Origin of the sequence: Planktothrix sp. FACHB-1355, assembly GCF_014748295.1 — a bacterium.
Taxonomy (GTDB): Bacteria; Cyanobacteriota; Cyanobacteriia; order Cyanobacteriales; family Aerosakkonemataceae; genus Aerosakkonema; species Aerosakkonema funiforme_A.
Genome location: NZ_JACJUP010000295.1, coordinates 1 through 6,259 on the forward strand (window position 1 = coordinate 1; position 6,259 = coordinate 6,259).

General features: G+C 46.3%; 8 protein-coding genes. 3 read left to right on the plus strand and 5 right to left on the minus strand.

The genetic code is table 11. From position 1 onward, the window contains the following. Positions 1–315: 315 nt before the first annotated feature. From H6S82_RS14180 to H6S82_RS14190, 3 genes are all read right to left on the minus strand, one after another. Positions 316–1,668 carry an AAA family ATPase gene (locus H6S82_RS14180; RefSeq protein ID WP_190475934.1) on the minus strand — a complete coding sequence of 451 codons (1,353 nt, stop codon included), beginning with the start codon at positions 1,666–1,668 and terminating at the stop codon, positions 316–318. 133 nt (positions 1,669–1,801) lie between these two features. Next, the gene (locus H6S82_RS14185) at positions 1,802–2,914 is read right to left on the minus strand and encodes a ParB/RepB/Spo0J family partition protein (RefSeq protein WP_191056335.1); all 1,113 of its coding nucleotides are present in this window, start codon (positions 2,912–2,914) and stop codon (positions 1,802–1,804) included. Continuing rightward, positions 2,914–3,714 (minus strand): ParA family protein, encoded by an 801-nt coding sequence (locus H6S82_RS14190; protein ID WP_190475890.1) that lies wholly within the window; start codon positions 3,712–3,714, stop codon positions 2,914–2,916. Before H6S82_RS14190 ends, H6S82_RS14185 begins: the two co-directional genes overlap by 1 nt. Before the next feature lie 183 nt (positions 3,715–3,897). Here H6S82_RS14190 and H6S82_RS34025 point away from each other — a divergent pair, with 183 nt between their 5' ends. Beyond that, entirely contained in the window at positions 3,898–4,062 is a 165-nt protein-coding gene (locus tag H6S82_RS34025) for a C-terminal helicase domain-containing protein (RefSeq protein WP_347339500.1), read from the plus strand. 35 nt (positions 4,063–4,097) lie between these two features. Here the strand turns inward: H6S82_RS34025 and H6S82_RS14200 are convergent, their stop codons facing one another. Next, a complete protein-coding gene (locus H6S82_RS14200) occupies positions 4,098–4,478 on the minus strand; it encodes a hypothetical protein (RefSeq protein ID WP_199315660.1) in 381 nt (126 codons plus the stop codon). Between H6S82_RS14200 and H6S82_RS34030 the strand changes: the two genes are divergently transcribed. Beyond that, positions 4,477–4,761: a hypothetical protein gene (locus tag H6S82_RS34030; RefSeq protein WP_322112040.1), complete on the plus strand. Its 285-nt coding sequence runs from the start codon at positions 4,477–4,479 to the stop codon at positions 4,759–4,761. The genes H6S82_RS14200 and H6S82_RS34030 overlap by 2 nt on opposite strands. Positions 4,762–4,875: 114 nt before the next feature. Continuing rightward, entirely contained in the window at positions 4,876–5,334 is a 459-nt protein-coding gene (locus H6S82_RS33525; RefSeq protein ID WP_242056948.1) for a hypothetical protein, read from the plus strand. 28 nt (positions 5,335–5,362) lie between these two features. Here H6S82_RS33525 and H6S82_RS14215 read toward each other — a convergent pair whose 3' ends face one another. Continuing rightward, complete coding sequence (locus H6S82_RS14215; RefSeq protein ID WP_190475897.1) at positions 5,363–6,052, minus strand: thermonuclease family protein; 690 nt, start codon at positions 6,050–6,052, stop codon at positions 5,363–5,365. Between the last annotated feature and the right edge of the window lie 207 nt (positions 6,053–6,259).

Below are 6,259 nucleotides of genomic sequence, written 5' to 3' on the forward strand. Positions count from 1 at the left end.
TTTTTACAATACATTTGTACTATCCGTGGGTAGCGATCGCACTCCTGCAAGTGCCTTAACAAAAGTTCATACAGTGTCGATTACTTTTGTCCGACTACTTAATTCAATTGATTCTACGCCGGGATAACTGGATACGGGGATTTTACGATTGGCTAATTTTGGCGGGTTAGTACCGTGTTTTTCTTGGTAATACTGGGTTTGAAAATTTCCTGTTACGTATTCGGATAAGAAACGATCGTAAGAGCGATCGCACATTATGTAACTGTTTCCCTACTGACATTCGCCAAATAGAGCCAGTCCCAAATAGCGCATCTGTTAGCGCTCCCGGTCAACGCTACTCAGATACCGTTCCACCTCAAAGCGAGTGACATACTCTTGCTTCCCATTAGAAGTAACCACAGGTCGAATTCGAGTTTTCCGACTTACAGAACCAATTTCCGGATTGACAACGCTAACTAAATCAGCAAACATTGCCTCTCCCTCCTCCAAACAAGAGAGAACCACTGGCGAGTGACTGTTAACCAATATCTGAAAAAACGGTTCCCCCTCATCCACTTCCAAAGAAGAGAGAGCAGTTACCCCCTCCCGCAACCTTTGAATTAGCGTCATCAACCGAGAAGGATGAACTCCATTTTCCGGTTCTTCAAAACAAACCAACCCGTGATGCTCTGGGTCATGTAAGATTGTCAGCAAAGCTAGAACGCGCAACGTACCGTCGGAAACTACACGAGAACTAAAAGGCTGTTGATGAGCGTAACCAATCTCAATCCGATACTCCCGGTCTTTCTCATCTTCCTCTACAATTACATCCACTACGCCGGGAATCAGAGAAGCTAAATCAGCAGCAATATCTGCAATAACTCCCTTTGGCTGACTTAAAGTAGCTGTTTGAGCTTGAATTCTGGCTAGCACTGTAGCTAAATTTGCGCCATTCGGTTCCAGTTCGAGAGCAGCAGTGGTAGCACTCGGTTGTCGTAACTGTCTGGGGTCGAGTTGAAGAAAACGCATCGCGAGCATTTCTTCTCGAATGGCAAACAAATGGGGAAATTCTGCACTGGTAATGGAAGAAAGCACGGTTGCTTCTGCATTTGTGGCTGAGTGCGTGCGACCTGCCTGATTATCATCTGGCAGAATTTGAAAACGGCGCACCCCTTCCGCTTCTACTGTTGTTAACCAAGGTGTGGAGCGAGAATACTTGAAAAATGCCTCTCTAAATTGAGAGGAGGGTTCTTGTCCTAACGATCGCCATCGGTCATTTTCGGGCAAGATAGGTAAAGCCGCTTCTCTGACTACAATAAGTCGCTCCAACCCTCGCTCATCTTGCCGTAATTCAATTTCAACTTCGTAACGCACCCTTGAATGAGAAATTTCCACCGTATCACCCCAAGGGTCCCTGACTTCTTTGAAGAGAAGTAGCTCAACGGCAAAAGACATTTTCGTACCTCTTGTACCATCAGCTTGTCGCCTGAATAGCTCAACCGCTTCACCACGCAGATTTTTTACGGCGTCGCGTAGGTTATTTGCTGCTATTTGGGAAAGAAATCGCAGTGCATCGAAGAGGTTGGATTTACCCGCAGCATTTGGCCCTAATATTACCCCGAAAGGAGATAAATCAAGCGTAAAGTTCTCAAAGGTTTTGAAACCGTTAATCTCTATGAGGGTTAGCATTTTCTACCCATCTTGCTAGAAGATACCAGTTCACTTAAGCGCTGTCACTTTTACTATTTTGGCAGGGGAGCAGGGGAGTAGGGGGAAAGTTAGTGACAAAGTTAAAGTGAATTAAAAACACAGAAAATAATCTCTACTGATTCAACATTTCATCAATCTCTAACAGCTTTTGCTGTAAAACTTGTCGCAACTGTGCCAATTGTTCGGGACTCGTTGAACCTATCACCGATGAAGACAATTTTTCAATTCCTTTTACTACAGCCGTTACTTCTTTCGACTCAGAAACCTCTGGTTTAACATACTTAGCTTTAATCTTTGCCACCAATTCGCGAGTCTTCGGCACCGTCAAATCTTGTTCGATGACTCGATTAGTTGCTTCAATTCTTTCTTTGGTAGCCTGACGTTCTGATGTCTTTAAACTTTTAGCAGATATAACCGTTAAAGCTAAAGCGTGCGCTCCTTTTAATCCCCGCTCTCGAATTGCTGTTTTTAAATCCTTTGGTAAAGATAACATTGGCATTAAATTAGCTCTTACCGATGCTGGATTTAATGCCAAATCCAATAGTGCTAAAAGTATTTTTTCTTCGTTTTCACTAACTCCCAAAGATTTTACACCTTGTACCTGTGCTTCTGTGGTAGCAGTCACCAGCGATGTTAGTTGGTTAGCCTCGCCAGAACGTTCCAACCGTCGCAACACCGTAGATAATATAGTTGGAATTTCTTCCTCTCCCATGCCAGTTGAGGTAGTTAGTTCTTTGATAATAGCCTCTGCTTTATCTAAGGAATTGAGGTCTTCGTGGTGGATAAACGTTAACAGCGCTTTGCGATGCAAGTCTTCTGGCATCAATGCCTTCACAGCACGCAACGTTGTCCATCCCAGCAGTTTGGCAGCTGACCAGCGCCGTTGTCCATCCCATAACAAATAGCGATCGCTTTGTGCTATCACAATTATTGGTGCAATTTGCCCGTCTTTCTCCATACTACGAGCAATCGTTTGAATACTTTCAGAAGTTATTGTCTGACGAGGTTGGTACGGATTGGGGTCTATCAAATCTACAGCTATTTCCAGTTCCCCTTCCTCAGCTAGCAATTCTTTCCTTAACTCTTCTATTTGCTGCTCTAGTTCTGGAGATTGAGTAGCTCTGAGCCTTTCTACTTCTGCTTGTAATTCAGCAATTCGTTGTGCTTGGTCAGTTGCTTGAATTGCACCAGTAAACCGTTCGCTGATTTTGGGAAGCTTTGCCATTACAGTTTTCCTTTGCGTACTAAAGTAACGATATCGTCAGCAATGGTTTTGAAGTCTTTACAAGCTTGATGTGCTGGCCGATATTTTTGTAAAGGTAAGCCATTAGCACTGGAATTCTTAAATTCGGATGAATCACGAATTTGAGGATATAGCTTGACTCTTAGTTGTTCGGCTACTTCTGGTAATTGTTGTAAATATTGGCGGTGGATGGCGCGGCTGTTGTCATACAAACTGGGTATGAGTCCCAAAATAGGCGGATGGGGATCGAGCATTAGATCGTCAGCTATTCCAATCAACCACTGCACTAAATCAGCTACTCCCGAAACCGATTTCATCTCTAGTTGAATGGGAACTAACAGTCCCGTACTAGCCGCGATCGCATTTTCACAAATTATTCCGATTGTGGCAGGACAATCCAGAATAATTACATCGTGACGTAAAGGGTGGCTTTTTAAGCGGTCTGCCAAAACATATTCACCCCGGCGGCGAATTACTAAGTCATTTGCTACTTGCGCCATAGTTGGGTGACCTTGGCAAACTTCGATATTAGGGTCTGACCAAGCTGAAACTAATGGCCAATTACCGTCAAAGTCTTTTCCAAGAACTCGCACTACTGAATTTTCCGCTTCTGCTGAAGGTAAACCGCAGAATACATCTAATGCTCGTTGGGGGTCGAGGTCGATTAATGCTACTGTCTGACCTCGCTTGCATATCTCATAAGCTAGATGGACGGCTAGGGTTGTTTTGCCTACTCCACCTGCATTCGCTAAAATTCCAATGACAATTTTCTGTTTCGGCATAAGTTCGATTGCACTGTCGAATTTTAATATACGACAGTTTTAACGCTCAATTATTGTCTAATTTTAAAATTCGACAGGTTTTAAGGAGATGCGATCGCTATTCATCAACTGTCGCATTTCAAAATACGACGCTCAGGCATTCTTATCCAAGTTCGCTGTACGATCGCTTACTACCGTTTTTTAATTAGTCTTAAGGCTGGGGGAACTGGGATTAATTTGACTGCTGCTGATTATGTGATTCATACAGACCCTTGGTGGAATCCGGCTGTGGAAGACCAAGCTTCTGACCGCGCCCATCGCATCGATCAACAACGCCCGGTTACTATTTATCGTTTAGTTGGCATTTAAAGGTAGCGTTATAAATCAAAGTTGAAAATGTAAATTTAGATTCCAACTTCGATACTCATACCAGCCTGACGTAACCTTTGAGCCAAAACATCACCTAAAGCAGTAGCAGGAGTCAAAATCCCTCCCCGATTTTTACCACCCGGTAGTTCATCACTTTGCAATGCCAAACTCAAAGCAGATTCACACAAGAATTTGACCGTCGCCCGGTTGCCCGGATCTCCACGATCCTGTATTAATCCTCGCACCGTGCGTCCATCAATGGCAGTACCCACCAGTTCGCAGGAAAACCAGCCCTCATTCATCGTTTGCTCAGAAGGGCCACTGCCCGGTTGGGGTAGGAAAGGTTGTAAGAGCGATCGCAATTGCGGTTGTTGCACAATACCCGTAAACAAGCCAACTCCTGCGATAGTACCCATTGCCTTTAACCTCGAGCCTTATCGAGGAATAACACAATTTTTGTTGGATTGGTGCATTACATCCGAGCAAATTCCACAAGAGTTTCTTCCGGCTATAATCCAAGGAATTAAACTGGCAGCTGGCGCGGGATTAGGGGAATGCAAACCGGTTATCAATCTGCGTCTTCTGTTGATTGATGGCTTTTACCATGCGGTTGATTCAAGAGCGCGATCTTATCAAGTCGCGTCAGAACTTGCGGTTCGGGCAGCTTTCGAGCAAGTGGGATTGATACCGATTAGCTAAATTTTTGCTAGAAATAGATTTCTTGTTAAGAAACACTTCCATCTCTTTGGAGTACTTACCAAGACGAGCGTCCAGCGAACCAAACTTAATTTTAGCAAAGATATTTGTCCAACAATGGGTAGTTTTGTACAACTTTTCAGCCAACTACCGACCACCCCACAGTCCCACCCGCCGTTCCTTGGCGTCTTGCTCGATCGCTTGGTACGCCTCCTGGTTTGGGCAGTTTTCCTTGCTAGTTCGCGCCAACCCCGCTGCAAGCAGTTCAGAATTCAGGGACTTCTCCTCATCCCGGTTGGTCGTGGGTGCGAATACTTCTGCCGTTATGGTGCTGCCCTGCGATCTCACGGTCACAACGACCAGCGCTTTATCCTCTTCATCTGCCAGCTCGGTCAGTTTTTTAAGCAGCTTCCTAGCTCGATCGTCCTGTTTGGCCGCAACATCGACGCCGCACAGCTTGACCCTGTAGACCTGCCCCTGACTCATCATGTCGATCGCGCTGCCGCTGTTGATCGACTGCACAAACATCCGCTGCGTCGGCAGTCGTTCGGCGTTGCAGGCGGCGACGAAAAGTAGCGATAGCAGGAATGTGCAACGCAACACGCTAATCCCCGACATAGCACTTGGGCTCCTCTCCACCGGGACGGGAGTGGGCCGATCGACCACCGCAAGCGTTACCCCGTCGATCGATGTCGTAGGGACATTGACATCCCTGTCCCCTGGTTGGCTCCCGTAGCGGAGTGCCAGCAGTTTGGGTAGTAGGTGCGGTGGTGGGTCTGGCAGCTGGCTGTTGCGGGGTTCGCCGTCCGGCTCGGAAGTCCCAAGGCATGATTGGGCTGGACTGACTCCAGAAAGCCAATCGATTTTGTCTGGCTCCGGTTTCTGCCTGTTGGTACTGGCCACGGCTGGCATTGCATCCAGCAAAATATTGTGGATAAATAATTGCGTAGCCCTCGCGAATCATCTGTAAATTCACAGATTGGTTGGCTTTGAAGACTTCGGCAATGGTACGACCATATTGGTCGCGATTGTCGATTACCCGCAGTCGCACAGCCTGACCAGCGGGTAGAAGCTGCCCTAATCTATACCTGGCTCTTTCGCCCCAAGGTTGTTGGGAGATTTCCGGTGCGTCAATGCAGCCTAGCCTCACGGTAATGGTTTGGTTAGCGCTGCGGACTCTGATTGTATCGCCGTCGCCAACGCTGATAACAGTGGCTGATTGTTGCTGTGCGATGGCTGTGGGGACTGCTATCAAGAAAAAAATTGCGACAGCGATCGAGAAAAACTTCTTCATAACTTATTTTTATTTATCATTTAAGCTACATCCAGAGGCGATCGCAATCTTATCGCCTAAAGCTACCACACAAGCACCAAAACAACGGTTAGGTTTGGCAATGGTATTCTTTCCATCCGCAATATTGGCACTCCCAGACTAGCGAGGGGTCGTATTTAAGGCAGGGCATTTCGCAGGCGGGACAACGCCCTGTAAATAGGGGATGCC